This window comes from uncultured Polaribacter sp. (assembly GCF_947500975.1).
In the GTDB taxonomy this organism is placed as follows: Bacteria; Bacteroidota; Bacteroidia; order Flavobacteriales; family Flavobacteriaceae; genus Polaribacter.
Genome location: NZ_CANMUE010000002.1, coordinates 100,267 through 125,533 on the forward strand (window position 1 = coordinate 100,267; position 25,267 = coordinate 125,533).

Genomic DNA, 25,267 nt, shown 5'->3' on the forward strand with positions numbered 1-25,267 from the left:
GATTTTAAAATAAATCCTTTAGTTAGTTGAAATAAATATAAAATTAAATATGAAGAAATACATATCAGAATTTATTGGCACTTTTTCTATGATTTTCTGCGGAACAGGAGCAATGACAATTAATGAAGTTACTGGTGGTGATGTTACGCATGTTGGTATTGCAATTACTTGGGGGTTAATAGTTATGGCTATGATTTATGCCTTTGGAGAAACATCTGGAGCACATTTTAATCCTGCAGTTACCATTGCTTTTGCCTACGCAAAAAAGTTTGCTTGGAAAGAAGTACCTAAATATATTTTTGCGCAAGTTTTAGGCGGGCTTTTAGCTAGTTTAATTCTTTGGTTTTTATTTCCAACAAGTGAGTTTTTAGGCGCTACAATTTCTACTGTTGATGTTTATAGAGCTTTTGTTTTAGAGTTATTATTAACGTTTTTCTTAATGGTTGTAATTATAAATGTATCTACAGGAAGTAAAGAAATTGGTGTTGTTGCAGGTATTGCAATTGGTGGTGTTGTATTGTTAGAGGCCATGTTTGCTGGTCCTATAACAAATGCTTCAATGAATCCAGCACGTTCTTTTGCTCCAGCATTAGTTTCTGGAAATTTACAGCATTTATGGATGTATATTTTGGCTCCAATTTTAGGAGCTTTATTAGCTGTAGTTTCTTGTAGGTTAGTAAAAGACGAAAATTGTTGTGAACATGAATGTTAGTATTTTAGGTTGTGGTTGGTTGGGTAAACCTTTGGCGGTTTCATTGTTAGATGAAGGTTTTACTGTAAAAGGCTCTACAACTTCAGAAGAAAAATTAGAAACTTTAGCTTTTTTAGATATTGATGCTTATTTGGTTGATATTACTTCTTTTGAAGAGTTTGATGATTTTTTAAATACCGATATCTTAATTATTGCTATTACTTGTAAAGATGTTGATGCTTTTGAAAACTTTATTTCTCAAATTCAAAATTCTCCTGTTCAGAAAGTAATTTTTATTAGCTCCACTTCAGTATATGGGCGGATTAATAAAGTAATGACTGAAGAAGATATTGTTTTAGAAACTCCGATAACAGAAATTGAAAATTTATTTAGAGAAAACACCTTTTTTGAAACAACAATAATTAGATTTGCTGGTTTATTTGCTGGTGAAAGACATCCTGCGAACTGGTTTAAAAACGGACGTAAAATTCCTCAACCAAACGGGTTTGTAAATATGATTCATCAAGAAGATTGTATAGAAATTATTCAAGAAATTATTGACCAAAATTGTTGGAATGAAACTTTTAATGCATGTTCAAATCATCATCCAACAAGAAAAGAGTTTTATATAAATGCTAGAAAAAGTAAAGGTTTTAAGTTGCCTGAATTTGAAGAGAATGAAATATACCAATGGAAAATAATAAGTTCTAAAAAAGTGCAACAAACTTTAGATTACACTTTTATTCATGACGATTTGTTAAATATTTAATTTTCAAAATTTAGTGTTTAGATTCTAGTATTATATAGTGTTAGCTATACTTTTTCTTTCTCAAGAAATTAAAAATAAACCCAAATACAAATAATAAAATTATTGGTAAGCCAACATTTAAAAATTGCCAAAAAACTCTTTCTTTGAAGGCTTTTTTCTTATCAAGCATGTTCACTTTTAAAGTTTTATTTCTTAACTGCATTAAGCCAACATCGTCTAATAAATAATCAATAGAATTTAGTAAAAACTCTTTATTTCCAAATTCTTCATTTGTCCATTTATCTCTTGATAAATTTGTAGGCTTTCCTTTTAAAATTTGATTTTTGCCAACATCACCATCAGAAATTACAATCATTTTGTTACCAGTTGCGTTTTCTTTAAAAAGTGAGGTTTTAAAAGGTTTTATTCGGCTTTTATAAGCAGATTTAAAATTGCCTTCTAATAAAGCTGCAAATAGTTGATTTCCAGAAGTGTAATCCTCTTCTTTTGGTTCTTCAGAAATAGATTGTAATTCAATAAAATTAGGAGTTCCTATTTTTTGTGTTAAAGGAGAACTCATTAATAAAGGTGTTTTTTTAATATTGTTTTTTAAAATATCAATTTGATTTGCAAATTGTAATCTAACGGGAGTTAGGTTTTTTGTAATTGTATGATTAGGGTTTCCGTTAACCAAAGGATGGTAAAACCAATCTAAATTTTGAAACTGAGTTTGGTTACCAACTGTGCCAGTTGCTAAAGCAATTTTAGCAGCATATAAATCTTTTATCAATGTTGTGTTGATTCTAATTCCGTAAGAAAATAATAAATCTGTAAGGTTTAAATCTCTTGGAAAAGCTAACATTTTTCCGCTAGAAAGTAAACTGTCTTGGTCTGCTTGCACATTGTCTAACATCCATAAAGTTTTACCGCCATTTGTAATAAATTGATCTAAAGTAAATTTTTCTTTTGCTGTAAATTTTTGAGTTGGTTTTGCAATAATTGCTAAATCTATCGAAGTTAAATCTTGCAAAGTTTGTTGCGGGTTTGTTGCAACTGAATCTAAAGTAAACTTTGCTAATTTATATTTTTTAGCAACTTCACTCAAAAAACTATATTGATAAATGTCTGCCAACTCTCCGTTACCAGTAATAATGGCAACACTTTTTTGTATTTTTTGACAAATAGAATTAATAGCGTTGCTAAAACTGTATTCTAAATTTTCTATTGCTTTTTGAAATTGTTCTTCTTGCGATGCAACAATGGCTGTTGGTAATAAAGAAACAATTTGAGTTTTATTTTTATAACTAATTTCTGCCCAAGGGAAAATAATTGCTTCAGATAGTTTTCCATCTTCCTCAACTGTTAATTGACTTGGCATCATTCCTTTTTTAATCAAGTTTTCACGCTGATGATCTGGATTCTCAAAATGAATTTTTACATTACTGTTTTCTGCCGATAATTCTTCTAAATATTGTTTGGTTTCAATTTGTAAACGTTTAAATTCTGATGGAAAATTGCCTTCTAAATAAACCGTTATAAAAAGAGGTTTATCAATATTATTAATAATAGAGTTTGTAATTTTAGAAAGAGTGTAGCGTTTATCTGCCGTTAAATCAAAACGTTTATAAAATGATTGATTTATAAGGTTTAAAACGAATAATCCAATACTTATAAAAACAATGTTTTTTATGTTTTTATTCATTTTCTAATCTTGTTTTAGTGATGAATAAAAAGAAAAAAGTAACACTAAGAAAATAAATAATATCTCTTGTATCAATAACGCCTCTAGAAATACTTTTAAAATGTTCGTTAATTCCTAGTTTTTTAATGATGATTGCATCGTTTCCAAAGGAATTTGAAATAGAATCAAATCCGTAGAAAAGAATAAAAGTGATAAAAACACCCAATATAAAAGCAACAATTTGATTTTTAGATAAAGTAGACGTAAATAAGCCAATTGATGTATATGTTGCTGCTAAAAATAGCAAGCCGATATATGACCCAATTGTGCTGCCAAAATCAATATTTCCAACAGGGTTTCCTAATCGAAAAATAGTATATACATAGGTTAATGTTGGTGTTAAGGCAATGATAATTAATAGAAGTGAAGCCCAAAATTTACCTAAAACTATTTGCCAAATTGTTAATGGCTTTGTTTTTAAAAGCTCAATTGTACCATTACTAAACTCATCTGCAAAACTTTTCATTGTTATTGCAGGTATCAAAAAAAGAAAAACCCAAGGTGCTAAATAAAAGAAAGAATTTATATCTGCAAAACCTGCGTTTAAAATATTAAAATCGTCATTAAAAATCCACAGAAATAAACCGTTAATTAATAAGAAAACACCAATAACTAAATAAGCAATTGGGCTTGCAAAAAATGAGTTGAATTCTTTTTTTAAAATGGCTATCAATTTATATTTCTAATTTAAAAATTCTATTAAAATCAAAAGTATTACATTTTCTTTCTTCTTGAAAAACAAAATTGTGTTTCTCTAACAACGCAATAGAAGATGAATTATTTTTGTGAGTATAGGCTTCAACAGTTTTTAGGGTTAATTCTTTAAATGCGAATTTTAAAATCACTTTAAAAACTTCACTCATAAATCCTTTTTTCTGAAATTCTGGTTTTAGTTTATAACCGATTTCTCCATATTTTTTTTCTAAAGAAATGTTATGTAAAACAATAGTTCCTATTATTTTTTGTTGATATTCGATTCCCCATAAAATACGATTTTTTACTTTATAAAGCTCATCACATTTTATAATAAAGTCTTTTGCTTCTTTGTTATTTTGAACTCTTTTTGTACCAATAAATTTGTTGATTTCTTTACTAGAACGTAAGTTAAAAATGACATCAACATCATTAAAAGTAATTTCTCTTAAAATTAATCTTTCTGTTTTTAAAACAGGAAATTTAGTAAAGTTAAAGCTCATTATTGCAAACTTACTTTTTTATCTACACTCCAAGCTTCTGGCTTGTTATTAAAATATGTTTTGGTTTGTTTCCATACTTTTTTAAAAAAATCAGAATTCTTGTAGTTTTCTAAATCGCTTTCATTTTGCCAATAGGAATATGTGAAAAATATTTCTGGATTGTTTTTATCTTGATATAATTCTAAAAAAGTACATCCATCAAAACCTCTAATGAATTCTTTTTTTTGATGAAACATTTCTAAAAACTCTTCAATCTTAGCAGATTGAAAACTCATTTTTACAATTCTTACAAACATAAAATTTATGATATAGGTGTGTATTCTGGTTTAGATTCTATGAAAAAATCAATAATAATAGGGTCTCTGTATTCTAAACCTAAAAGTGTTGATGCACCACCAACTGTTTTTAAATTACTTCTATAAATGGCAACTTCTAAATAACCAGCAGAATTAAATAGCGCTAACTTATTGCCGTCAAATTGACTAGAGTTTACAGCGTTATTTCCAGTAATTTCATTGTATTTACTAAAAATTTTTGTAAAAGAATAACGAGAAACTGTTATTTTAAAACTTCTGCCTTTGCCTATTTCTTGGAACATTTTTTTACTAATATTACTAATTACATTTCCGTAATTATCTATGTATAAAACGCCTCCAATAATTTGATCTTTATTTTGATTTACTTTTGGTTGAATTTCAACGAGCTTTTTATATTCTTTAATTTCTTTTCCAATAACTGTTAAATTTCCACCTCTTGCAATAAAACAAGCAACATTTACAAAAACATCTAAAACAGGAAAGCTACTTTCAATTCGGTCATGAATATTAATTTCTACAATTTTTGTTGGTTGAATTTCAGATGCAATCATAGAGATTAACCCATTGTCTGGACATACAAAAAAATGATTATCTAATTCTAGCGCAATGTGTTTGTTTTCTGTACTTAACTCAGAATCTACACCAACAATATGAATGGTTCCTTCAGGAAAACTTTTATAAGAGTTTTTTAAAATATACGCAGTTTCTGTGATGTTAAAAGGAGATACTTGGTGTGTTATATCAATAATTTTAGCATCAGAAAGCTGTGTGTAAATAGCGCCTTTAACAGCACCAACAAAGTGGTCTTTTGTTCCAAAATCTGTAGTTAATGTAATAAAAGACATTAATTTTTTGCTGTTAATTAATTGTGTAAAAGTTGTGAATTATTTTAAGCAAATCTAATCAATTTAGAAATTTTAATTGCTATTTTTAGTTTATAATTTAAAAGAACCATTTAATAAAATTAATCATTTGAACGAACGCATTATTGAGTTAACGGAAATTAATCCAAAAGATTTCTTTGGTACACAAAACAGTACAGTAGAACAGTTAAAAAGATACTTCCCAAAAATTAAAATTGTAGCAAGAGGTAATAAACTTAAAATTTATGGAGAGTCAGATATTTTAGACGAATTTGAAGTTCGTTTTCAACGTTTAATTAAATATTTTGATAGATATAACAAGTTGGATGAAAACAGTATTGAGCGTATTTTAACATCCTCAGGAAATGAAGAAAAAACAGTTGCTACAAAAAACGCAAAAGATATTTTGGTACATGGAGTCAATGGAAAATTGATTAAACCTAAAACTGAGAATCAACGTAAAATGGTTGCTTTAATGAGTAAAAATGATATGTTGTTTGCGGTTGGCCCTGCAGGAACGGGTAAAACTTATACAGCTGTTGCTTTGGCAGTAAAAGCATTAAAAGAAAAAGAAGTAAGAAGGATTATTTTAACAAGACCCGCTGTAGAATCTGGCGAAAATTTGGGTTTTCTACCTGGAGATTTAAAAGAAAAATTAGATCCTTATATGCAACCTTTATATGATGCTTTAAGAGATATGATTCCGCATGAAAGATTAGAATCTCATTTAGAAAAAGGAGTCATACAGATTGCGCCTTTGGCATTTATGAGAGGTAGAACTTTAGACAATGCATTTGTAATTTTAGACGAAGCTCAAAATACAACTCATAATCAAATGAAAATGTTTTTAACAAGAATGGGTATGCATGCAAAGTTTATTATTACTGGTGATCCAGGTCAAATTGATTTGCCTAGAAAACAAGTTTCTGGTTTAAAAGAATCTTTATTGGCATTAAAAGACATTGATGGAATTGCACAAGTATATTTAGATGACAAAGATGTAGTAAGACACAGATTGGTTAAAAAAATTATTACTGCTTATAAAAGTATTGAAACGGAATGATTAAAATAGATAAAGAGAAATTAGGTCTACAAGATTATTTTTACATTGGGTACTTGTATCTTATTATTTTAGGTATTGTTAGTGATGCTATTTTTTACGGAGTTTTTGGTATATCTTATTTAAATTATACAACAATTTTAGATGCATTAATTTCTCCTATTAGTTTGTTAACCAATAATTGGTATATTTCTTTAATTTTAGCAATAATGTTCTGGTTAATGTACATGTATTTTAATAAATGGATGTTTAAATTATATGCCTATTTTAGAGAAAAAAAGTGGTATCAAAAAATATATAATATAGAGAAATGGGATAAGAGATATGAGGATTTATCAAAAAAAGAAAATAAATTTACCGGATTAATGTTTATCTTTTTTTTATTATTTGTTTCAATGAGAACGGGAATGGGGATTGGGATTAAGCAAAAATATCAATCAAAAGAAATAGTACCAAACTACTCTTTAATTTTTAAAGATAATACTCGTTTAGATGTTCGAAAAATTGGACAAAATTCTGCCTATTTTTTCTATTTTATTCCTGGTGAAAAAGTAATTACTGCTACTCCTATTACAGATAATTTAAAGCAAATAAAAATACTTGAAAAGAAAGAAAAATAAGAAGTAAAACTTATTTTTGCAGTAACAACAACATAACAAAAAAATGAATACAATTAACGAAACCAATTTTCAGTTTCCAAATCAAAAGTCTGTTTACAAAGGCAAAGTAAGAGAAGTTTATAATATAAATGATAAGCTTTTAGTGATGATAGCAACAGATAGATTATCTGCTTTTGATGTAATTTTACCAAGACAAATTCCGTTTAAAGGTCAGATTTTAAATCAGATTGCTACAAAAATGATGAATGAAACTGCAGATATTGTTCCTAATTGGTTAATTTCAAATCCAGATGAAAATGTTGCAGTAGGGCATTTATGCGAACCTTTTAAAGTAGAAATGGTAATCCGAGGATATTTATCTGGTCATGCAGCAAGAGAATACAAAGCAGGTAAAAGAGTTTTATGTGGTGTAGAAATGGCAGAAGGATTAAAAGAAAATGATAAGTTTCCAAATCCTATAATAACACCATCAACAAAAGCCGATAATGGAGATCATGATGAAGATATCTCTAGAGAAAATATTTTATCTCAAGGAATTGTATCAGAAGAAGACTATATCATTTTAGAAAAATACACAAGAGCATTATTTGAAAGAGGAACAGAAATTGCAGCAAAAAGAGGTTTGATTTTAGTAGACACAAAATACGAGTTTGGTAAAACCAAAGATGGAAAAATTGTGTTAATTGATGAAATTCATACTCCAGATTCTTCTCGTTATTTTTATGCTGATGGATATCAAGAAAGACAAGATAAAGGAGAGGCTCAAAAGCAATTATCTAAAGAATTTGTAAGACAATGGTTGATTGAAAATGGTTTTCAGGGCAAAGAAAATCAGCAAATACCAACAATGTCTGATGATAAAATTATCGAAATTTCTAATAGATATATTGAGTTATACGAACAAATTACAGGGGAAACTTTTATAAAAGCTTCTACAGAAAATGTATTAAAAAGAATTGAAAACAATGTAAATTCTTTTTTAAAAATCTAAAACATACAATATGATTATAGAACCAAGAACAAGAGGCTTTATTTGTTTAACATCACACCCTGTTGGTTGTGAGCAAAATGTTAAGAATCAAATAAAGTACATAAAATCTAAAGGTAAAATAGAAGGGCCAAAAAGAGTGTTAGTTTTAGGAGCATCTACAGGTTTTGGATTGGCATCCAGAATTACTTCAGCATTTGGTTCAGATGCTGCAACAATTGGTGTTTTCTTTGATAAACCTGCAACTGCAGGAAGACCAGCTTCACCTGGATATTACAATACTGCTGCTTTTGAAAAGCATGCTCATAAAGCGGGTTTGTATGCAAAAAGTATTAATGGCGATGCATTTTCGAATGAAATAAAACAACAAGTTGTTGATTTAATAAAAGAAGATTTAGGACAAATAGATTTAATAATTTATAGTTTAGCATCACCAGTAAGAACGCATCCAAACACTGGAAAAAGGTTTAAATCAGTTTTAAAACCAATTGGAGAAGTTTTTACCAATAAAACCGTTGATTTTCATACAGGAAAAATTTCAGAGATTTCTATAAATCCTGCTGAAGGAGATGATGTTAAAAACACTGTTACTGTAATGGGTGGTGAAGATTGGAAAATGTGGATTGATGCTTTAAAATCTGAAAATTTATTAGCAGATGGAGCTACTACAGTTGCATATTCATACATTGGCCCAGAAGTTACAAAACCTGTATATAGAAATGGAACAATTGGAGCGGCAAAAGACCATTTAGAAGCTACAGCTTTTACAATTACAAATGATTTAAAATCAATTGGAGGTAAAGCTTATGTTTCTGTAAATAAAGCTTTGGTAACTCAAGCTAGTTCAGCAATTCCTGTAATACCATTGTATATTTCTTTATTATTTAAAATAATGAAAGAAAATGGAACTCACGAAGGCTGTATTGAGCAAATACAACGTTTATATAGCCAACGATTATTTGGAGGTGATTTATCTTTGGATGAAAAAGGAAGAATTAGAGTTGATGATTGGGAAATGCGAGAAGATGTACAAGCAAAAATTACAGATCTTTGGAAAAAAGCAACAACCGAGAATCTATCTGATATTGGTGATTTAGAAGGATACAACAATGAGTTTTTTAACCTATTTGGTTTTAGAGTTGATGGTGTAGATTATAATGCAGATGTTAATGAACTGGTTGTAATACCTAGTGAAAAATAAAGAAAAAGAAAAACCTCACTTGTTTAAAGCTTGTGAGGTTTTTTATTAAATAAAAGTATTTGAAAGCTGTAACAATAAAACAACTAAAAGATGAACTCTCTCACAAATCTGCTTTAGAGTTAAAAGAGTTGTGTTTACACTTGTCTCGTTTTAAAAAGGAGAATAAAGAGTTACTTACTTATTTGTTATTTGAATCTCATGATGAGGATTCTTACATTCAGAGTATTAAAGATCAAATGGATGTTCTGTTTTCTGAAGTAAATACCAAAAGTTTTTTTTACATTAGAAAAAGTATCAGAAAAATTTTAACTCTCACAAAAAAGTATATTAGATATTCTAAAAAGAAAGAAACTGAAGCAGAGTTGCTTCTTTATTTCTGTAAAAAATTAAAAGCTTTTAGACCATCAATTAAAAGAAGTCAGCGTTTGCAAAATGTTTTTGATAGTCAAATTAAAATGATTAAAAAAGCAATTGAAAAATTACATGAAGATTTGCAATATGATTTTCATTTAGAATTAGATAATTTACTTGATAATGAATAAAGAGAGACCCATTTTGTCAGATTTAGTAAATGAAGGAACTTCTGATATAGAAAAATTTCAGAATGAGGTAATTCGTCCTATCATAAAAATGCAACATCAATTATTAATTTCTTCCTTTAAATACTATCTTGTAAAAAGGAAAATTGATTTGGCAGTTTTATCAGAAAATAAAAAAAGAAGTAGAGTTTCGTCTGTGTTTAAAACAGATAATAATTATAAGAATTTAACATTAGGTTTTATAATTGGCCACTTTACTGAGAAAGAGTTTTTATTTTACTTAAATTCATCATCAGAAATTAATAGAAGAATTTTACAAATAATTTCTGAAAGAATTAAAGGAAGTATTTCTGAATTAGCATAAAAAAAGTCGTTGTAATAAATACAACGACTTTTTTATGAAAGTTAATAAAACTATTTATTTTGTTCTGCTAATAATTTTTTCTGGTATTTCCCTTGTACAACATCAACAATTACTAAAATTGCAAGTACAAAATAGAAGGTTGTTTTACTCATTGGTACAATTTCTTCTCCAAAGAGTTTAATATGTGCTAAATGCCCACCTTCTGTAACTAGCATTATTCCAACTATAAAAAGTATAAATAAACCCAATACTTCGTACATTCTGTTTTTTGCTAAAAACGTAGATATTCTATCCGCTAAAAATAACATTAACAATCCGCTAATTACAATAGCAATTGCCATTACAATAAAAGCTGTTGTAGAATTTTCTATTTCGCTAGTAAGCCCAATTGCAGCTAAAATAGAATCGAAAGAAAAAACTAAATTCATTAAAACGATACTGGTAATTACTGCATTGGAAGATTTACTGCTTTTTGAATTTCCATCAATAGAATGTTCTAAATTACTAGAACCAATCATATGCCATATTTCTTTTATAGCAGTATAAATTATAAAACCTCCACCAACTAAAACGATAATACTATGTCCGTTAAATGCAAAATGAACAATATCTTTTATTTCGCCTGTAAGAAAAGAAAAAGGTTCTTGAAAAAAATCGATAATAGAAACAAGTACAAATAATAAAACGATTCTTAAAACGATTGCAATTAGAATTCCGGTTTTTCTAACTTTTTTTTGATCAGCTTCTGGCGCTTTTTTCGATTCTAAAGAAATGTAAAGTAAATTGTCAAAACCAAGAACGGCTTGTAATAAAACTAACATTATTAATGTAAAAACAACTTCTAACATATTATTTTTTTTGATTAATTTATTTGAAAAATTTCAACTTCAAATATATTTAAAGAAATTAAATGATACTGTATTTTTTACAATAAATACGCATTTAAAATTAGATTATTTATAAATGTTGTTTAGTTTATTGTATTTATAATTTTAATGGATTAGTTGTAACTTAAATACTTTTATGTCGTCTTATTAAAAATCAATTAACTTAAAATAATCTATAAATGAAAACGACTTCTTTTTTTAAACCAATAATTTTAAGCTTTTTTTGTGTATTATTTTTTAATGTAAGTCATGCACAAAGTTTAGAGTCTAAAATAGACAAAATAGTAAGCAATCAATTTAAAAGTAATGAAACTGGGGTAGCTGCTTTGGTTGCAAAAGATGGGAAAATTATTTACAGAAAAGCATTTGGTAAAGCTAATTTAGAGTTGGATGTTAATATGACGCCAGATAATGTTTTTGAGGTTGGTTCTATTACAAAACAATTTACCGCAGTTTCAATTTTAATATTATTAGAAGAAGGAAAATTAAAATTGGATGATGAAATTACAAAGTTTATTCCAGATTATCCAACGAATGGGAATAAGATAACGATTCATCATTTATTAACACATACCTCTGGAATTAAGAGTTATACTTCGATGCAGGAGTTTGGTAAAGTGATGACAATTGATCAATCTCCATTAAAATTTATCGACTTTTTTAAAAATACGCCAATAGATTTTAAACCAGGAGAAAAATATAAATACAATAACTCTGGATATTTTATTTTAGGATATATTATAGAAAAAGTTAGTGGTATGTCTTATCCGAAGTTTATCAAAGAAAGAATTTTTGATAAAATAAAGATGAGTAACTCTTATTATGGAAGCCACTCTAAATTGATAAAAAATAGAGCCTCAGGTTATCAAAAAAGGGGTGAGTTTTCTAATGCACAATATATAAGTTTAACATTGCCATATGCTGCAGGTTCTATTATGTCTAACGTAGATGATATGTTAAAATGGCAAACAGCAATTACAAATAATGTTTTTGTAAAGAAAACGACCATAGAAAAAGCGTTTACAAACCATACATTAAACAATGGAGATAAGATAAATTATGGTTATGGTTGGAGTATAAATGAAATAAATGATTTACCTACGCTTGAACATGGAGGTGCAATTCCTGGGTATTTATCAATGGGTGTTTTTGTGCCAAGTAAAAACATATATGTAATTGTATTTTCTAATTGTGGTTGTCAATCACCTACAAATATAGCTTTAGAAATAGCTGCTTTAGCTAGTGATAAACCAAAATTAGTAAAAGAAAATGCTGTAAAATTATCAACAGAAGAATTAAAAAAATGGGTTGGAGCATATCAATTTGATAATGAGGTGGTAAGGTATATCACTTTAAAAGAAGGGCAATTATATAGTAAAAGAGAGGGGAGTTCTCAAGATTTTAAAATTCACCCAACTTCTAAAAATACTTTTTCTTTTGAAGAGGGATTTATTTCTTATAGTTTTTCAATGAAAGATGGGAAAAAAATAGCACTATTTAAGAATAGAATTAACAAAGAAAAAGGTGTTTTTGTTGATAAAAAAGTACTAAAAGCAAAAGAAACTATTGTAGTTTCTGCAGAGGTTTTAAAAACATATGATGGAGCTTATGAATTACAACCCGGTTTTGTAATAACAGTTACTTCTAAAGGAAATCAATTATTTGCACAAGCAACTGGTCAACCTCAATTTGAATTATTTGCTGAATCTGAAACCAAATTTTATTTAAAAGTAGTAAAAGCAAATATAGAATTTCATAAAAATGAAGAAGGGCAAATTAATGCACTAACCCTAAACCAAGGAGGAAGAGCGATGAAAGCGGAAAAGAAATAATTAAAACAAATATTTAAATAAAATTCTAATACTTACAAAGGCAATCAAAAAAGCGGTTGCCTTTTTTAGTTGAATAGGGGTAAAGAACTTATTACTCATTCTACAACCAATTTGTCCACCAATAAAAACAGTAATTAATAAGATTGATGTTAAATTCCAATCGATATAAAAATCAGGGTTAGAGTATTGTCCAGCCAAACCAGCAATAGAATTTACCAAAATAAAGAAGCTTGCAGTTGCAGCAATTTTTTTTGGAGTATCCCAATTGGTAAGATGTAAAAGAGGTGCTAAAAAAATACCACCTCCAATGCCAACCATTCCAGAAACAAAACCAATAACACCTCCGTAAGTTCCATTTTTTATTGATTTCTGGTTGGTGTTTTTTTCATCCGAAGAAATAATTTGTTGAGAAATCCACATTGTAATTGCAGCAAAAAGCAAAGTAAAACCTAATAAAATAAAAAATAATGGCTGACTAATTTTTAAATATCCGCCTAAAAAAGCAAACGGAATACTTAATAAAACTAACGGAATTATTTTTTTCCAATCTAATTTTTTCTGTTGATAAAACAAAAAAACATTTCCTAAAACTACTACAATATTACACAATAATGAAGTTGCTCTAATTTGTGTAAATGCAATTCCTGTTAAAGCTATAATGGCCAAATAACTAGATCCGCCACCAAAACCAACAGAAGAATATAGCACAGCAACTATAAAAAATAGCAAAATGATGTGCCAATAATTAAAAAAAGATTCAAAAATGATTTGAATGTCCATAAAGCAAATATAATTTTCTATTTTTAGAATCTATTATAAACATGCTAACTTAATTATGAGTAACTACCACATTAAACATTTAGAAGAATACTATCAAGTTTACAGAAAATCGATTCGTGAGCCAGAGAATTTTTGGGAAGAAATTGCTGAAGAACACTTTATGTGGAGAAAAAAATGGGATAAAGTTTTAGAATGGGATTTTTCTACACCAAAAATAAAATGGTTTGAAGGAGCAAAATTGAACATTACAGAAAATTGTATTGATAGACATTTAGCTACAAGAGGCAATAAAACAGCTATTTTATTTGAGCCCAACAATCCAGATGAAAAAACGCAGCATATTACTTATGAAGATTTATATAAAAGAGTAAATCAGTTTGCAAATGTTTTAAAAGAAAACGGAATAAAAAAAGGCGATAGGGTTTGTATTTATGTGCCTATGATTCCTGAATTAGCGATTGCTACTTTGGCATGTGCTAGAGTTGGAGCTATTCATTCAGTTGTTTTTGCTGGTTTTTCAGCAACAGCATTGGCAACCAGAATAAATGATTCTGATTGTAAAATGGTTATTACTTCTGATGGTTCTTATAGAGGTTCAAAAACCATAGATTTAAAAGGGATTGTAGATGAAGCATTAGAAAAATGTACTTGTGTAGAAACAGTTTTAGTGGTAAAAAGAATCAATTCTGAAATTTACATGAAACAAGGAAGAGATCAGTGGTTACAACCTTTGTTAGACAAAGCATCAACTGAATGTGAAGCAGAAATTATGAATGCAGAAGATCCTCTTTTTATTTTATACACTTCAGGTTCTACAGGAATGCCAAAAGGAATGGTGCATACAACTGCTGGTTATATGGTATATACAGCCTATACTTTTAAAAATGCATTTCAATACAAAGAAAATGATGTGTATTGGTGTACTGCCGATATTGGTTGGATTACAGGTCATTCTTATATTGTTTATGGCCCGCTAGCAAATGGAGCAACCACAGTTATGTTTGAAGGTGTGCCAAGTTATCCAGATTTTGGACGTTTTTGGGAGATTGTAGAAAAACATAAAGTAAATCAATTTTATACCGCTCCAACAGCTATTAGAGCTTTAGCAAAACACGGAACAGAATTGGTAGATAAATATGATTTGTCATCTTTAAAGGTTTTAGGCTCTGTTGGAGAACCTATCAATGAAGAAGCTTGGCACTGGTATAATGATAATATTGGTAAAGGTAAAAGTCCAATTATTGATACGTGGTGGCAAACAGAAACTGGCGGAATGATGATTACACCAATACCTTATGTTACGCCAACAAAACCCACCTATGCTACTTTGCCTTTTATTGGAATTCAACCTTGTTTGATGGATGAAAATGGTAAGGAGTTAGAAGGGAATCAAGTAGAGGGGAGATTATGTATTAAATTTCCTTGGCCAAGTATTGCAAGAACTATTTGGGGTAATCACAAGCGTTATAAAGAAACCTATTTCTCTGCTTTTGAAAATAATTATTTTACTGGTGATGGAGCCTTGCGAGATGAGGTTGGTTATTACAGAATTACAGGTAGAGTAGATGATGTGATTATTGTTTCTGGTCATAATTTAGGAACTGCGCCAATTGAAGATGCAATAAATGAACATCCTGCTGTAGCAGAATCGGCTATTGTTGGTTTTCCTCATGATATAAAAGGTAGTGCTTTATACGGTTATATTACTTTAAAAGATTCAGGAGAAAGTAGAAATCATGATAATTTACGAAAAGAAATCAATCAACTAATCACAGATAGAATAGGTCCAATTGCAAAGTTGGATAAAATTCAGTTTACTGAAGGATTGCCAAAAACGCGTTCTGGAAAAATTATGAGACGTATTTTACGTAAAATAGCTGCCAATGAAATGGATAATTTAGGCGATGTTTCTACACTATTAAATCCTGATTGTGTTCAGAGTATTATCGATAAAAGAATTTAATTGTCATATTTTAAAGTATATTTTGTTAATCTGTCATACTTTTTTATTGGCACATAAATTGACAATCATTATTTATCTATATTCTTAAAATAATTTATGCAGTATCTTAAAGATAAATCAGAAAATAAAAAGAAACCAAAAGTAACTTTAAAACAAGCTTTTAAAACCATTATTTGGCCAAGAAGAAACTTAGTGTTTTTAGGTTTAATTTTAATTATTATTAGAAGTTTGTCAGGTTTTATTTTACCATTACAAAGTAAAGTGTTGTTAGATGAAGTGGTGCCTAGTAAAAATTATGATCAATTATATACTTTAATATTAATTGTAATTAGCGCTATTTTAGTGCAAGCAGTAACTTCTTTTTTATTAACAAAAGTGTTAAGTATACAAGCACAATATTTAATATCAGAATTAAGAGCAGAAGTTCAAAAGAAAGTGTTGACTTTACCTATTCATTTTTTTGATAACACAAAATCTGGTGCTTTAGTGTCTAGAATTATGACTGATGTTGAAGGTGTTCGGAATTTAATTGGAACCGGTTTAGTTCAATTAATAGGAGGTTCGTTTACTGCAATTATAACTTTAGTTATTTTAATTAAAATGAATGTTTGGATGACTATTTTTACTTTTGTACCATTATCAATATTCGGGTTAATCGCTTTAAAATCATTTAAATATATTCGTCCAATTTTTAGAGCAAGAGGGAAAATAAATGCAGAGGTAAAAGGGCGTTTAACAGAAACTTTAGGAGGTATTAGAGTTATAAAAGCTTTTAATGCAGAAGAGCAAGAAAGTAAAATTTTTGAAAAAGGAGTTGCAGATATTTTTACAAACGTTAAAAAAAGTATGACAGCAACTGCTATAATGACAAGTTCGTCTACTTTTTTAATTGGTTTAGCAACTACGGGTGTTATGGGAATTGGCGGTTATTATATGATGCAAGGTACAATGACTTTTGGAGATTTTATTCAGTTTACGTTTCTATTAGCTTTTATGGTGGCGCCAATTGTACAAATGAGTAATGTTGGTAGTCAATTAACCGAGGCTTTGGCAGGTTTAGACCGAACAGAAGAGTTGATGAATATGTCAGCCGAAGAAGATGATGAAGAAAGAACAATTGTTTTAGAAAAGATAAAGGGAGAAATTATTTTTGATGATGTTTCTTTTGCTTATGAAGAAGGAAAAGAAGTGTTGAGTAATATCAATTTTCAAGTTCCTGCGGGTTCTGTAACTGCTTTAGTGGGGAGTTCTGGTTCTGGTAAGTCTACAATTGCAGGCTTATCTGCAACATTTTTAAATCCTCAATCTGGTAAAATTACAATTGACAATAAAGATATGTCTAAAGTAAAATTATCTAGTTATCGTAAAAACTTAGGTGTGGTTTTACAAGATGAATTTTTATTTGAAGGAACTATTAGAGAAAATATTTTATTTCCAAGACCAAATGCAACTGAAGAAGAATTACAAAATGCTGTAAAAGCTGCATATGTAAATGAGTTTACAGATCGTTTTGATGATGGTTTAGATACCTTAATTGGAGAAAGAGGAGTGAAGCTTTCTGGTGGTCAGCGACAAAGATTGGCAATTGCAAGGGCTATTTTGGCAAACCCTAAAATTATTATTTTAGATGAAGCAACTTCTAGTTTAGATACCGAAAGTGAATCTTTAATTCAGAAAAGTTTATCAGAATTGGTAAAAGATAGAACAACTATTGTTATTGCGCACAGATTAAGTACAATAAAACAAGCGGATCAAATTTTAGTAATAGAATCTGGAAACATTGCAGAAAGAGGAACACATGATGAATTGATAGCTTTAAAAGGACGATACTTTGACTTGTATACGTATCAAGCAAAAATTTAATTGAAAAATAAATCTTCTTACTCCACAGAAATTATCATTTTAAATGAAAAGGTTATTAAGATAAAGATTTTTTAATTTTGTAAGCTCATATTTAAAAATTCGACTTTAAAAAAAACAAATAAAAATGAAGAAAATATTTCTATTATCATTAATAATTATTGGAGTTTCATGTAAAAACGGAGCTAAAAAAGAGGTTGCTAAAGAGACTAAAAAAGAAACCTTTCCTAATGAATTAGCAAAGGTTTTTGAAAAGCATGGAGGAATCAATACTTGGAGAAAAGCAAAAGTATTATCATTTAATAAAGGTGAAGAAGTACATACTTCAGATTTACATTCGCGTAAAATTATTATCAATTCGCCAAAATATTCTTTAGGTTTTAATGGGCAAGAAGTTTGGTTAGATCAGGTGGATTCTACTGCTTTTAAAGGAAATAAAGATTTTTATTATAATTTGTACTTCTACTTTTATGCAATGCCTTTTGTTTTGGCAGATGATGGAATTACCTACGAAAAAGTGGATGATTTATCTTTTGAAGGAATAAACTACCCTGGATATAAAATCTCTTATGCTTCAGATAAAGGAACTTCTCCTGATGATAATTATATTGTGTATTATAACCCAAAAACATATCAAATGGAATGGTTGGCGTACACTGTTACGTTTAGATCTAAAAAGCCAAGTGATAAATATAAAATTATAAAATACAATAAGTGGGAAAACGTAAACGGACTTCTTTTACCAAAAGAAATTACTTGGTATAAAAAAGATGAAAACGGAACTCCAACTGAACCTGCAAGACCAGCAACAGTATTTACTTTACCACTAGTAAGTCAAGCTAAATTAGCAGATTCATTTTATGAGAAGCCAGTAGAATAAGTTTATTGGAATTATTTTAAAAAGTTGAAATAATTTTATCATAAACAGAAACATAATAATCATGAAACCTTGGGAGCAAAATGTTTTCAAGGTTTTTTGTGTTTTTTAAAGTAGATAAATCAAACAATTTAATGTCATCAACTTCTTCTGTTTGAATTTTTAATGTTGATATATCTGTTTTTAATTCTGCAATAAAAACATGATGGAACTCATTATCTTGAATTCCGTTTTTATGAGAAATTTGATGTTTTCTTGTACCAATTTTAATAAGATCTTCTTCTTGTATTTCTAAGCCAATTTCTTCTAAAACTTCTCTTTTTGCGGAAGTTAAAATATTTTCTCCCGCTCCAATATGTCCTGCAACAGAAATATCCCACAAACCAGGAAATACCTTTTTAGTCAATGCTCTTTTTTGAAGTAGTATTTTTTTATCAGAAGTAAAAATCCAAACATGAACAGTTGCATGAAACCAACCATTTTTATGTGCTTCAGATTTTAAAGCAGTTTTATCTGTTGGTTCTCCTTCTGATGTTAAAATATCTATTAATTCATCCATAGAAAAAGGTGCGAATTTTATGAATAGAGAATCAGGTTGTCATTTCGACTTTATGGAGAAAACTAAAAAAAATAAAAGTTGAGATTTCTCAATTACACTGCGTTTCATCCGAAATGACAAACGAATGTCATTACGAGGAAGAATGACGAAGTAATCTCTTTTTAATGAAAAGATTGCTTCGTTCCTCGCAATGACGTTTGTCTTTTTTATTTAATCAAAATAAGAAAAAGTTTCTCCGTTTTTAATATTTAAAAGAGTTTCATAAATTATTTTAATTACGTTTTCTACATCATCTCTATGTACCATTTCTACAGTTGTGTGCATGTACCTTAAGGGTAAAGAAATTAATGCAGATGCAACACCACCATTACTATATGCAAAGGCATCCGTATCTGTACCTGTAGCTCTAGAAAGCGCAGAACGTTGAAAAGGAATTTTTTTAGCTTCAGCAGTTTCAGTAATTAAATCTCTTAATTTTTGTTGTACAGCAGGTGCATAAGCTACAACAGGTCCTTTACCAATTTCTAATAAACCAGCTTTTTTTTGTTCAATCATTGGTGTGGTTGTGTCGTGAGTAACGTCTGTTACAATTGCTACATTTGGTTTAATGGTTTGGGTTATCATTTCTGCACCTCGTAAACCAATTTCTTCTTGAACAGAATTTGTAATGTACAATCCAAAAGGTAATTCTTTCTTATTTTCTTTTAATAAACGAGCAACTTCTGCAATCATAAAACCACCCATTCTATTGTCTAGTGCTCTACAAACAAATTTATCGCCATTTAAAATATGAAATTCATCTGGATAGGTAATTACACACCCAACGTGTACTCCTAAATCTTCAACTTCTTTTTTAGTTGCACAACCTGTATCAATAAAGATATTATCTGGTTTTGGAGCTTCTTCATTAGCTCTATTTCTTGTATGAATTGCTGGCCAACCAAAAATACCTTTTACAATTCCGTTTTTGGTATGAATATTTACAACTTTACTTGGTGCAATTTGATGATCTGAACCGCCATTTCTGATGACATAAATCAACCCATTATCTGAAATATAATTTACATACCAAGAAATTTCGTCTGCATGCCCTTCAATAACAACTTTGTATTTTGCATCCGGATTTATAACACCTACTGCTGTGCCATAGGTATCTGTAATAAAAGTGTCTACATAAGGTTTTAAATAGTCCATCCAAATTTTTTGACCTTCCCATTCATAACCTGTTGGAGCAGCATTGTTTAAATACTTTTCTAAAAAGGTTAGCGATTTTTTATTTAAAATTGATTTTTTCGACATTATTTATATATTTATAAAAATTAATTTTTTCTTGATAATTGTAAAAATAAAACGAATTTTTATGATTATCATTAAAAAAATCACAAAAAAGTGTAACAGAAGTGCTTACTTTTACATTAATTAAAAAGTAGAAAAACTAAAACCAATATAATGAAGTTAGTAATTAGTAATTTGACAAAAACATACAAAAATGGTGTAAAAGCTATTGATGATTTAAGTATAGAAATTGGAACAGGAATGTTTGGTTTGTTAGGTCCAAATGGTGCAGGAAAATCGTCTTTAATGAGAACTATTGCAACTTTACAAAGTCCAGATTCTGGCTCAATTATGTTTGGTGATATTAATGTTTTAGAAGATAATATGTCGCTCAGAAAAGTATTGGGGTATTTACCGCAATCCTTTGGTGTATACCCAAAAATGTCTGCTGAAGATTTGTTAGATTATTTTGCTACTTTAAAAGGAGTATCTAATAAAACAGAAAGAAATGCAATTGTAAAAGAAGTGTTAGAAATTACTAATTTATATGATGTAAGGCGCAAGCAAGTGGCAGGTTATTCCGGTGGAATGAAACAACGTTTTGGAATTGCACAGCTGCTTTTAAACAACCCAAAATTAATTATTGTTGATGAGCCAACTGCTGGTTTAGACCCTGCAGAAAGACACCGATTTTTAAATGTTTTACGAGAAGTTGGTACTAATTGTACTGTTATTTTTTCTACGCATATTGTTGAAGATGTAAAAGAATTGTGTAATGAAATGGCAATTTTAAATGGTGGTAGAATTTTAAAACATACAACTCCGCAAGAAGCAACTAAAGAATTGGAGAACACAATTTGGACAAAAACAATAGAAAGAGATGATTTAGAGGAGGAAGAAAAAAACTATAATGTTTTATCATCAAACTACAATCAAGATAATACGTTAAATATTAGAGTACATTCGGTAGAAAAACCATCTGATGATTTTGTAGAAGTAGCTCCTCAATTAGATGATGTATATTTTATTGCTTTAAAACAAGATGAACCAGTATTAACAAGTTAATAGTTTTTAATTATGAGTTTTAAGTTAAAATAAATTTAGATTTTAATTTTAAAACCCAACAAAAACTCATCACTAATAACTCATCATTCATAACTTTATTAATTATGTTTACAACAATATTTAAACAAGAATTAAAATACTGGTTTCAAAAACCTGCGTTTTATATTTATATATCAATTTTTTTATTATTATCATTTTTTCTATCAGCTACAACTGCTGGTTTTTTTGATTCTATAACGGCAACAACGGGTTCTTCTAGGATTGTAAATTCGCCAATAGGAGTTACAGGATTATTTAATACTTTAACTATTTTAATCTTTTTCCTATTTCCTTCAATAGTAGGGGTTTCTATTTATAGAGATTTTAAAAGCGAAATGCACACCATTTTATATTCTTATCCATTTACAAAAGCCAACTATTTATTTGCGAAGTTTTTTAGCTCAATTTTAATAGTTTCTTTAATTGCATTAGCAATTGTATTAGGTATGATTATTGGTTTTCGATTTCCAGGAACCAACCCTGATATCGTTGGTCCTTTAAATGCTATTACTTATTTACAAACGTATTTTGTGTTTATTTTGCCAAATATTTTATTGTTTGGCGCTATTGTATTTGCAGTTGTTGCTTTTACAAGAAATATTGCGGCAGGTTTTATAACCGTAATTATTTTAATGTTTGGTCAAGGAGTTTTAGAAAGCTTACTTTCTGAACCAGAGCATAGAACCTTAGCTGCAATATTAGATCCTTTTGGAGCAGCTGCATCTAACTATTATACAAAGTATTGGACACCATCAGAACAAAATGAATTGCAAATCCCTATAAAAGAAATGATTGTTTACAATCGTTTATTATGGTTGGCAATTTCAACAATAATATTTGGTTTGGTGTATAAGTTTTTTACTTTTAGTCAGCATTCAATATCTATTTCTTTTCGAAAACCAAAAGCTGAAAGAAGTACAAAATCTAACATTAGTGGGATTACAAAAATTGTTTTACCAAAAGTAAATTACAATTATTCTTTTATCCAGAATTTAAAAACAACATGGAAATTATCTAACATCGATTTTAAATATATTGTTAAAAGTTGGGCATTTATTAGTATAGTTTTAGTTGGTTTGGTTTTAATGATTGTTACACTTTCTGAAGTTGGTAATATTTTTGGAACACCAACATTACCAGTTACCTGGAAGATGTTAAATGTTGGAAATGTTTTTTCTTTATCTATAAATATTTGTACATTTTTATATGCGGGTATGTTGGTGCATAGAGCCAAAATTGCAAGGGCTAATCATATTATTGATGTAACTCCAATTCCTAATTGGACGTTGTTATTTTCAAAAGTAATTGCATTGATAAAAATGCAAATAGTTTTATTGGCAGTGATTATGATTTCTGGAATGATTTTTCAAATTTATAAAGGATATTATAATTTTGAATTTACCCATTATATTAAAGAATTATTTTTATTAAGTATTTTAGGATATTTAGCTTGGGCGTTTTTATCAATCTTTATTCAAACCTTAATTGGTAATCCATATTTAGGTTTATTTGTTTTGTTAGTAATTTCTATTGGAATGCCATTTTTATCATTAGCAGGTGTAGAGCAAGATATTTTTAAATATAATCAAGGCCCAGGATTTAGCTATTCAGATATGAATGGTTATGGAGTTTTAACGCCATTTTTGGCATATAAGTTTTATTGGATTTTATGCGGTTTGGTTTTGTTAATTACATCCGCATTATTTTGGGTTCGTGGAATTCCGAATTCATTTGCTGAAAGATTTTCGATTGCAAAAAAACGATTTAAAGGAGCTTATGCTATTGGTTTTGCATTGTTTTTAATGATGTTTCTTGGTCTTGGGTTTTCAATTTATCAAGAAACGGCAAGTAAAGGAAAAAGAACATCATCAAAAGAAGCTGAATTAAGACAAGTTGAATGGGAAAAAAAGTACAAAAAGTTTGAAGGTTATGAGCAACCAAGAATTGTTTCCGTTAAAACGGATGTAAATATTTTTCCGAAGAAAAGAAATTTTGATGCGGCTGCAACTTTTGTAATGGTAAACAAAACGAATCAAGAAATTGATAGTATTTTTTTAAATCATAATTCATTAGAAAGTACATTTGTTTTTAACAAGCCAAATAACTTGGTTTTAGAAGACACAATTCAAAATTTTGATATTTATCAATTTGATAAAAAAATAATGCCTGGCGATACTTTAGAGTTGGCAATTACTATAAAAAGCAAAGAAAATACAACATATAGAAGAAATTCTCCAGTAAGAGAAAACGGAACATTTATTAGTAGTTTTTCAATGTTTCCTCGTTTAGGGTATTCATCTGAAGGAGAGTTGAGAGATAATAAAACGCGTAAAAAATACGATTTACCTCCAAATAATTTACAAGCACATCCTTCAGATTCAACAGCTTTAGGTGATACGTACATTTCTAAAGATTCCGATTGGATAGATTTTGAAGCAACAGTATCAACATCTAAAGATCAAATTGCAATTGCCCCAGGATATTTACAGAAAGAATGGGAAGAAGACGGGCGCAAGTATTTTCATTATAAAATGGATAGTAAAATCTTAAATTTCTATGCTTTTAATTCTGCAAGGTATGAAGTGAAAAAAGAAATGTATAAAGGTATAAGTTTAGAAATTTATTATCACAAACCTCATGATTTTAATTTAGATAGAATGATGAAAGGGATGAAAAATTCATTAGATTACAATGCAAATAATTTTAGTCCTTATCAGCATAAACAGGCAAGAATTATTGAGTTTCCAAGAACTGGAGGAACGTTCGCGCAATCTTTTGCAAATACAATTCCATTTTCTGAAGGTTTTGGTTTTATTGCAGATGTAGATGAAGAAAATGATGATGGAGTAGATTATCCTTTTGCAGTAACTGTTCATGAAGTTGCACATCAATGGTGGGCACATCAAGTTATCGGAGCAGATGTTTTAGGAGCAACAATGTTATCAGAAAGTATGTCTGAATATGTGGCTTTAAAAGTGTTAGAACATCAACATGGAAAAGCTAAAATGAGAACCTTTTTAAAGAAGGCTTTAGATGATTATTTATTGCAAAGAACTTTAGAAAGAAAACGAGAAAATGCGTTAATGTATAATGACGGACAAGGATATATTCGTTATCAAAAAGGATCGTTAGTTTTTTATGCGTTGAGTGATTATATTGGAGAAGCAAACTTAAATGGAGCTCTAAAAAAGTATGTAGAAAAAGTAAAGTTTCAAGAACCACCATATACAACATCTATAGAAATGGTAAATTATATAAGAGAAGTAACTCCAGATTCTTTACAATATGTAATTAAAGATATGTTTGAGACAATTACGCTATATAGAAATAGGGTTTTAGATGCAAAAACTACGCAATTAGAAAACGGAAAATACCAAGTAGATATTGAGTTTGAAGTTTCGAAATATAGAAATGATGAAAAAGGAAAACGTTATTATGGTGAGAAAGTAGGAGATACTTTAAGTTATAAAACAGATAAAATGAAAAAACCAATTTTATCAGTTCCGTTAGCAGATTATATTGACGTTGGTATTTTTACTGAAGAAGAAATTGATGGAAAAATGAAAGAAGTAGAGTTGTATTTTAAGAAACATAAAATTACAGCAATCAATAATAAAATTACCATTATTGTTGATAAAAAACCTACTGAGGTTGGTATAGATCCTTATAATAAATTAATTGATACTGTTTCTGAAGATAATAGAAGAAAGCTTTAAAAAAAATATAAAATAAAGGAAAATAGCAATTGTTTCAATATTATTTTTTGTAATTAAGATTAATCAAATTATAATATTGGAACTTC

Annotated in this window: 23 protein-coding genes; 14 read left to right on the forward strand and 9 right to left on the reverse strand. The window is 28.8% G+C overall.

The annotated features are described in order from the left end of the window. Window positions 1-49 precede the first annotated feature (49 nt). Window positions 50-712: an MIP/aquaporin family protein gene (locus tag Q0733_RS02440; RefSeq protein WP_298778532.1), complete on the forward strand. Its 663-nt coding sequence runs from the start codon at window positions 50-52 to the stop codon at window positions 710-712. Then, the gene (locus tag Q0733_RS02445) at window positions 702-1,460 is read left to right on the forward strand and encodes an NAD(P)-binding domain-containing protein (protein ID WP_298778533.1); all 759 of its coding nucleotides are present in this window, start codon (window positions 702-704) and stop codon (window positions 1,458-1,460) included. Before Q0733_RS02440 ends, Q0733_RS02445 begins: the two co-directional genes overlap by 11 nt. 40 nt (window positions 1,461-1,500) lie before the next feature. On the opposite strand, the gene gldG is transcribed toward Q0733_RS02445, so the two are convergent. The 5 genes from gldG to Q0733_RS02470 are packed head-to-tail and all read right to left on the reverse strand — an operon-like array spanning window position 1,501 to window position 5,538. Continuing rightward, window positions 1,501-3,141, reverse strand: coding sequence for a gliding motility-associated ABC transporter substrate-binding protein GldG (gldG, locus tag Q0733_RS02450; protein WP_298778534.1), 1,641 nt, complete (start codon window positions 3,139-3,141; stop codon window positions 1,501-1,503). After that, window positions 3,134-3,853 carry a gliding motility-associated ABC transporter permease subunit GldF gene (gldF, locus tag Q0733_RS02455; protein WP_298778535.1) on the reverse strand — a complete coding sequence of 240 codons (720 nt, stop codon included), beginning with the start codon at window positions 3,851-3,853 and terminating at the stop codon, window positions 3,134-3,136. Before gldF ends, gldG begins: the two co-directional genes overlap by 8 nt. Window position 3,854: 1 nt before the next feature. Then, a complete protein-coding gene (locus Q0733_RS02460) occupies window positions 3,855-4,376 on the reverse strand; it encodes a GNAT family N-acetyltransferase (RefSeq protein WP_298778537.1) in 522 nt (173 codons plus the stop codon). Further along, window positions 4,376-4,672, reverse strand: coding sequence for a putative quinol monooxygenase (locus Q0733_RS02465; RefSeq protein ID WP_298778539.1), 297 nt, complete (start codon window positions 4,670-4,672; stop codon window positions 4,376-4,378). Before Q0733_RS02465 ends, Q0733_RS02460 begins: the two co-directional genes overlap by 1 nt. A 5-nt stretch (window positions 4,673-4,677) precedes the next feature. After that, window positions 4,678-5,538, reverse strand: a complete 861-nt coding sequence (locus Q0733_RS02470) for an SAM-dependent chlorinase/fluorinase (RefSeq protein ID WP_298778540.1) — start codon at window positions 5,536-5,538, stop codon at window positions 4,678-4,680. Between the two features lie 127 nt (window positions 5,539-5,665). On the opposite strand from Q0733_RS02470, the gene Q0733_RS02475 reads away from it, so the two are divergent. Genes Q0733_RS02475 through Q0733_RS02500 form a run of 6 tightly spaced genes read left to right on the forward strand, consistent with a single transcriptional unit; the run spans window position 5,666 to window position 10,328 of the window. Then, window positions 5,666-6,619 (forward strand): PhoH family protein, encoded by a 954-nt coding sequence (locus Q0733_RS02475; protein WP_298778543.1) that lies wholly within the window; start codon window positions 5,666-5,668, stop codon window positions 6,617-6,619. Then, window positions 6,616-7,236 carry a hypothetical protein gene (locus tag Q0733_RS02480; RefSeq protein ID WP_298778546.1) on the forward strand — a complete coding sequence of 207 codons (621 nt, stop codon included), beginning with the start codon at window positions 6,616-6,618 and terminating at the stop codon, window positions 7,234-7,236. Before Q0733_RS02475 ends, Q0733_RS02480 begins: the two co-directional genes overlap by 4 nt. Before the next feature lie 43 nt (window positions 7,237-7,279). After that, the gene (locus Q0733_RS02485) at window positions 7,280-8,227 is read left to right on the forward strand and encodes a phosphoribosylaminoimidazolesuccinocarboxamide synthase (protein WP_298778549.1); all 948 of its coding nucleotides are present in this window, start codon (window positions 7,280-7,282) and stop codon (window positions 8,225-8,227) included. 10 nt (window positions 8,228-8,237) lie between these two features. Beyond that, on the forward strand, window positions 8,238-9,425 hold the full coding sequence (fabV, locus tag Q0733_RS02490; protein WP_298778552.1) for an enoyl-ACP reductase FabV: 1,188 nt from the start codon (window positions 8,238-8,240) through the stop codon (window positions 9,423-9,425). A gap of 59 nt (window positions 9,426-9,484) precedes the next feature. Next, complete coding sequence (locus tag Q0733_RS02495) at window positions 9,485-9,967, forward strand: hypothetical protein (protein WP_298778555.1); 483 nt, start codon at window positions 9,485-9,487, stop codon at window positions 9,965-9,967. Next, a complete protein-coding gene (locus Q0733_RS02500; protein WP_298778558.1) occupies window positions 9,960-10,328 on the forward strand; it encodes a glyoxalase in 369 nt (122 codons plus the stop codon). Before Q0733_RS02495 ends, Q0733_RS02500 begins: the two co-directional genes overlap by 8 nt. 50 nt (window positions 10,329-10,378) lie before the next feature. On the opposite strand, the gene Q0733_RS02505 is transcribed toward Q0733_RS02500, so the two are convergent. Next, window positions 10,379-11,176 (reverse strand): tellurium resistance protein TerC, encoded by a 798-nt coding sequence (locus tag Q0733_RS02505; protein ID WP_298778561.1) that lies wholly within the window; start codon window positions 11,174-11,176, stop codon window positions 10,379-10,381. 218 nt (window positions 11,177-11,394) lie between these two features. Between Q0733_RS02505 and Q0733_RS02510 the strand changes: the two genes are divergently transcribed. Then, window positions 11,395-13,047, forward strand: a complete 1,653-nt coding sequence (locus Q0733_RS02510; RefSeq protein ID WP_298778563.1) for a serine hydrolase — start codon at window positions 11,395-11,397, stop codon at window positions 13,045-13,047. On the opposite strand, the gene Q0733_RS02515 is transcribed toward Q0733_RS02510, so the two are convergent. Continuing rightward, window positions 13,048-13,827 carry a sulfite exporter TauE/SafE family protein gene (locus Q0733_RS02515; RefSeq protein ID WP_298778566.1) on the reverse strand — a complete coding sequence of 260 codons (780 nt, stop codon included), beginning with the start codon at window positions 13,825-13,827 and terminating at the stop codon, window positions 13,048-13,050. A gap of 55 nt (window positions 13,828-13,882) precedes the next feature. Here Q0733_RS02515 and acs point away from each other — a divergent pair, with 55 nt between their 5' ends. The 3 genes from acs to Q0733_RS02530 all read left to right on the forward strand — a co-directional run bounded on the left by acs (window position 13,883) and on the right by Q0733_RS02530 (window position 18,530). Beyond that, the gene (acs, locus tag Q0733_RS02520) at window positions 13,883-15,790 is read left to right on the forward strand and encodes an acetate--CoA ligase (protein WP_298778567.1); all 1,908 of its coding nucleotides are present in this window, start codon (window positions 13,883-13,885) and stop codon (window positions 15,788-15,790) included. A gap of 96 nt (window positions 15,791-15,886) precedes the next feature. Beyond that, a complete protein-coding gene (locus Q0733_RS02525) occupies window positions 15,887-17,653 on the forward strand; it encodes an ABC transporter ATP-binding protein (RefSeq protein ID WP_298778570.1) in 1,767 nt (588 codons plus the stop codon). A 124-nt stretch (window positions 17,654-17,777) separates the two neighbouring features. Further along, a complete protein-coding gene (locus tag Q0733_RS02530; RefSeq protein WP_298778572.1) occupies window positions 17,778-18,530 on the forward strand; it encodes a DUF6503 family protein in 753 nt (250 codons plus the stop codon). Between the two features lie 16 nt (window positions 18,531-18,546). Here Q0733_RS02530 and Q0733_RS02535 read toward each other — a convergent pair whose 3' ends face one another. Continuing rightward, entirely contained in the window at window positions 18,547-19,086 is a 540-nt protein-coding gene (locus tag Q0733_RS02535) for an NUDIX domain-containing protein (protein WP_298778574.1), read from the reverse strand. A gap of 210 nt (window positions 19,087-19,296) precedes the next feature. Next, window positions 19,297-20,385, reverse strand: a complete 1,089-nt coding sequence (locus Q0733_RS02540; protein WP_298778576.1) for a M42 family metallopeptidase — start codon at window positions 20,383-20,385, stop codon at window positions 19,297-19,299. A 150-nt stretch (window positions 20,386-20,535) separates the two neighbouring features. Between Q0733_RS02540 and Q0733_RS02545 the strand changes: the two genes are divergently transcribed. After that, window positions 20,536-21,426: an ATP-binding cassette domain-containing protein gene (locus Q0733_RS02545; protein ID WP_298778578.1), complete on the forward strand. Its 891-nt coding sequence runs from the start codon at window positions 20,536-20,538 to the stop codon at window positions 21,424-21,426. A 104-nt stretch (window positions 21,427-21,530) separates the two neighbouring features. Continuing rightward, complete coding sequence (locus Q0733_RS02550) at window positions 21,531-25,181, forward strand: M1 family aminopeptidase (RefSeq protein ID WP_298778580.1); 3,651 nt, start codon at window positions 21,531-21,533, stop codon at window positions 25,179-25,181. Window positions 25,182-25,267 lie beyond the last annotated feature (86 nt).

Bases quoted from the DNA above. Each gene is read 5' to 3' on its own strand.
- Q0733_RS02440 (WP_298778532.1), top strand. From the start codon at position 50: ATGAAGAAATACATATCAGAATTTATTGGCACTTTTTCTATGATTTTC.
- Q0733_RS02445 (WP_298778533.1), top strand. From the start codon at position 702: ATGAATGTTAGTATTTTAGGTTGTGGTTGGTTGGGTAAACCTTTGGCG.
- gldG (WP_298778534.1), bottom strand. From the start codon at position 3,141: ATGAATAAAAACATAAAAAACATTGTTTTTATAAGTATTGGATTATTC.
- Q0733_RS02460 (WP_298778537.1), bottom strand. From the start codon at position 4,376: ATGAGCTTTAACTTTACTAAATTTCCTGTTTTAAAAACAGAAAGATTA.
- Q0733_RS02465 (WP_298778539.1), bottom strand. From the start codon at position 4,672: ATGTTTGTAAGAATTGTAAAAATGAGTTTTCAATCTGCTAAGATTGAA.
- Q0733_RS02470 (WP_298778540.1), bottom strand. From the start codon at position 5,538: ATGTCTTTTATTACATTAACTACAGATTTTGGAACAAAAGACCACTTT.
- Q0733_RS02480 (WP_298778546.1), top strand. From the start codon at position 6,616: ATGATTAAAATAGATAAAGAGAAATTAGGTCTACAAGATTATTTTTAC.
- Q0733_RS02485 (WP_298778549.1), top strand. From the start codon at position 7,280: ATGAATACAATTAACGAAACCAATTTTCAGTTTCCAAATCAAAAGTCT.
- fabV (WP_298778552.1), top strand. From the start codon at position 8,238: ATGATTATAGAACCAAGAACAAGAGGCTTTATTTGTTTAACATCACAC.
- Q0733_RS02500 (WP_298778558.1), top strand. From the start codon at position 9,960: ATGAATAAAGAGAGACCCATTTTGTCAGATTTAGTAAATGAAGGAACT.
- Q0733_RS02505 (WP_298778561.1), bottom strand. From the start codon at position 11,176: ATGTTAGAAGTTGTTTTTACATTAATAATGTTAGTTTTATTACAAGCC.
- Q0733_RS02510 (WP_298778563.1), top strand. From the start codon at position 11,395: ATGAAAACGACTTCTTTTTTTAAACCAATAATTTTAAGCTTTTTTTGT.
- Q0733_RS02515 (WP_298778566.1), bottom strand. From the start codon at position 13,827: ATGGACATTCAAATCATTTTTGAATCTTTTTTTAATTATTGGCACATC.
- acs (WP_298778567.1), top strand. From the start codon at position 13,883: ATGAGTAACTACCACATTAAACATTTAGAAGAATACTATCAAGTTTAC.
- Q0733_RS02525 (WP_298778570.1), top strand. From the start codon at position 15,887: ATGCAGTATCTTAAAGATAAATCAGAAAATAAAAAGAAACCAAAAGTA.
- Q0733_RS02530 (WP_298778572.1), top strand. From the start codon at position 17,778: ATGAAGAAAATATTTCTATTATCATTAATAATTATTGGAGTTTCATGT.
- Q0733_RS02535 (WP_298778574.1), bottom strand. From the start codon at position 19,086: ATGGATGAATTAATAGATATTTTAACATCAGAAGGAGAACCAACAGAT.
- Q0733_RS02540 (WP_298778576.1), bottom strand. From the start codon at position 20,385: ATGTCGAAAAAATCAATTTTAAATAAAAAATCGCTAACCTTTTTAGAA.
- Q0733_RS02545 (WP_298778578.1), top strand. From the start codon at position 20,536: ATGAAGTTAGTAATTAGTAATTTGACAAAAACATACAAAAATGGTGTA.
- Q0733_RS02550 (WP_298778580.1), top strand. From the start codon at position 21,531: ATGTTTACAACAATATTTAAACAAGAATTAAAATACTGGTTTCAAAAA.